We start from the raw sequence: 2850 nt of genomic DNA on the forward strand, positions 1-2850 counted from the left end.
GAATGCTTCGCCCAGCTGGGCATCCAGCGCACCAGTGTGCAGGACGTGGCGCGCATGGCGAAGGTCTCGCGGGGCACCATCTATCGGTACTTCGTCGATCGCGATGTCCTGATCGAAGCCGCCATCGAGCATGGCGCACAAGGCTTCTACCGTGAAGTCGCCGCGGCGATGGCCAAGAAATCAACGCTGGCAGAACAACTCGGCGCGATGGCCGAGACCCACGCCAGAATCCTGCTCGACCATCGCACACGGAACCGTTTGATGGCCGACGATGCCGAGCTGATGCGGCACATGATCTCCGATGGTGACACCGCGGTCCGGCGATCCACGCAGTTTCTCGAACCTTACGTGCGGGCCGCGCGCGAGCGCGGCGAGGTGGGCACCGGCGTCGACGTGAGTGCGGCCAGCGAATGGCTGGCCCGCATCATCTGGTCGTTCTCGACCGTCAACGAGGCCCAGACGTTCGACATGTCCAAGCCGGACACTGTCCGGCGCTACGTGGAAACGTTCGCCATCAACGGGCTTCGCTGAAGGACTGAGCGGCGTCGCTCAACTAAACAATAGATGTACTATTGTTCTCCGATGTCGAATGGCTTTCGACACTGGATTCTCGATCGGTGGTCAGCGCATGGGCGAACGGACATTGGCCGGCAAGCGGGTCGTGGTGGTGGGCGCATCGGCCGGGATCGGGCGGGCGTTCGCCGTCCGTGCCGGCAAGGAGGGCGCCGACCTGCTCATCGCGGCGCGCCGACGAGACCGTCTCGACGAGGTCGCCGCCGATGCCGGCTGCGGCGCGGCCATCAGCGCGGATGTGCGTAACGCTGACGATTGCGCGCGGCTCGCCGATATGGCCCGAGCGAGCCTTGGTGAAATCGACCTGCTGTTCATCTCGGTGGGGTACGCGCCCTTGAGAATGTTCGCCGACACTTCCGTCGACGATTGGACGGACGTGATGCAGACCAATGTCGTCGGCGTGCATCAAGTCATCAAGTGCTGCCTGCCGGTGCTCGCGCCCGCCGCGATCGTCAGCGCCCTGTCCTCCGAAACTGTCGGCCAGCCACGGACCGCGTTGGGCGCCTATTCCTCCAGCAAGGCCGCGCTATCAGAAAGCCTGAATGCCTGGCGCACTGAGCATCCCGGCTTTCGCTACTGCTGTGTCACCGTGGGTGGCACCGTTCCGACGGAGTTCACCGCGGCGTTCGACCCCGGGCTGCTCGGCGTGGTCGTGCAAGATTGGGTGGCGCACGGCCTCTTGCAAGAGACATTGATGTCGCCCGCCGACGTCGCCGACATGCTGGCGGGAACGTTCGCCAGCGCTTTGAACTTTCCCGCCGTCGGCCTCGAGCAGCTCGTAATTCGTCCACCGTCGTCGCCGCGTCGCGCCGTGACGGTATGAGGCCGGCGACGAGAGGGTAGTGATGCCAACGCAAGTCGAGTCGGCGTGGCCCGATTACCCCGATTACCGGATCGAGGCGACCCCGTGTCCATACCGGGGTCAGGTGTGGTTCGGTGACGTGCTCGTTGCCCAGAGCGACCGGTGCCTCGTGGTGACCGAGACCGACCACGAGGACCGCTTGTACTTTCCCGAATCCGACGTGCGGTGGGAGTTGTTCCGCCCGTCGGATCACAGCACCGTCTGCCCTTTCAAGGGCCGGGCGAGTTACTGGAGCCTTGACGGGGCGGATTCCGGCGTCGAGAACGTCGTGTGGGCCTACCGCACCCCGTTGCCAGAGGTCGCAGCGATTGCGGGACACGTCTGTTTCTACGACGACGCGCTGCGGGTGGTCGTCGTCGAAGAGTGGCCGGACGGCTCAAAGATCCCTGCGACGTTCCCGCTATGGGGAGACGCCGACGAGCTGTGCAGAATCATCGACGTGCAGCAGGTATCCGAAAGCGGGTTCGTCGGGCCAGCGCACGGGCCGACGCGTCGCAATGTCGTCGAGGGTGGCCAGCTGCTCGGCGAGGCGATCGTCGCGGCGTCGAAAGCGCTTCCCGGGCAACGAATCACGTCGGCATCGATGATCTTCGCCAAAGCGGCTTCATTCGACGCGCCCGTGGACCTGTCCGTCGATGTGCTTCGCAGGGGCAGATCGTTTTCATCGGCCGAAATACGCATCAGCCAGGGCGGGGTGCTGCGTAGTGCGGGCTTGGTGCTTGCGGACTCCGGAGCCGGCGACGTCATGCGGCACGTCGAGGCCATGCCGGCCGTTCCGGGGCCCGACGAGGCGGTGTCGTTTCCTGGCTTCGGGATGACCGGCCGCGAGATCCGGGTGGTCGATGGGGCTTACGATCCGGATCCCGATCGGGTGGGCCCGCCGATCATCAACGTGTGGGTGCGATTCCGCGATGCGCCGCCGACCCCTTACCTGCAGACGGCGTTGCTGGCCCAGTCGACGACGCATTGGACTATCGCCGCGGGTATGTTGCCGCATCCGGGTTTGGGCGAAGCCCGCGCGCATGCCACCTTGTCGACCGGAATCATGAAAGCCACCATCGCGTTTCACGACGACGTGGATGTTACCGACTGGCTGCTGTACACCAACCACGCCTTCTGGTCGGGACGGGGGCTTGTGCAGGGCGACGGCCGGGTGTTTGCCCGAGATGGACGGCTCGCCGCGTCGTACACGATCCAGGCGATGGTGCGTGAGTTCGCGACCGAGCCCGCGGCGATGGGCCGCGACAGCCGCACGGCTATGTGATGGGCAGGTGAAATTCGCGACCGCGTCAGCGCAGGCCGTTGATCGCGAATTTCTCGACGTAGCGGCGGACCGTGGCCGGCTTGGTCATATCGAAGGTCAGACCTTGATTGACAGTCGAAAAGGAATAGATGATTCTCGCCAGCCATTCGCT

The 2850-nt window shown here is 64.8% G+C and carries 3 protein-coding genes; all 3 read left to right on the top strand.

Annotated features, from left to right (window positions below):
* On the top strand, positions 1-531 hold a 531-nt coding region (locus tag A5704_RS03590; RefSeq protein ID WP_067887420.1), incomplete at its 5' end, for a TetR/AcrR family transcriptional regulator.
* Positions 532-589: 58 nt separating this feature from the next.
* Positions 590-1396, top strand: coding sequence for an SDR family oxidoreductase (locus A5704_RS03595; RefSeq protein WP_231968761.1), 807 nt, complete (start codon positions 590-592; stop codon positions 1394-1396).
* Between the two features lie 22 nt (positions 1397-1418).
* Positions 1419-2699 (top strand): DUF427 domain-containing protein, encoded by a 1281-nt coding sequence (locus tag A5704_RS03600; protein WP_067757907.1) that lies wholly within the window; start codon positions 1419-1421, stop codon positions 2697-2699.
* Positions 2700-2850 lie beyond the last annotated feature (151 nt).

Origin of the sequence: Mycobacterium sp. E735 (genome assembly GCF_001666955.1) — a bacterium.
In the GTDB taxonomy this organism is placed as follows: Bacteria; Actinomycetota; Actinomycetes; order Mycobacteriales; family Mycobacteriaceae; genus Mycobacterium.

Coding starts and splice junctions, on each gene's coding strand:
- A5704_RS03595 (WP_231968761.1), top strand. CDS start 590: ATGGCTTTCGACACTGGATTCTCGATCGGTGGTCAGCGCATGGGCGAA.
- A5704_RS03600 (WP_067757907.1), top strand. CDS start 1,419: ATGCCAACGCAAGTCGAGTCGGCGTGGCCCGATTACCCCGATTACCGG.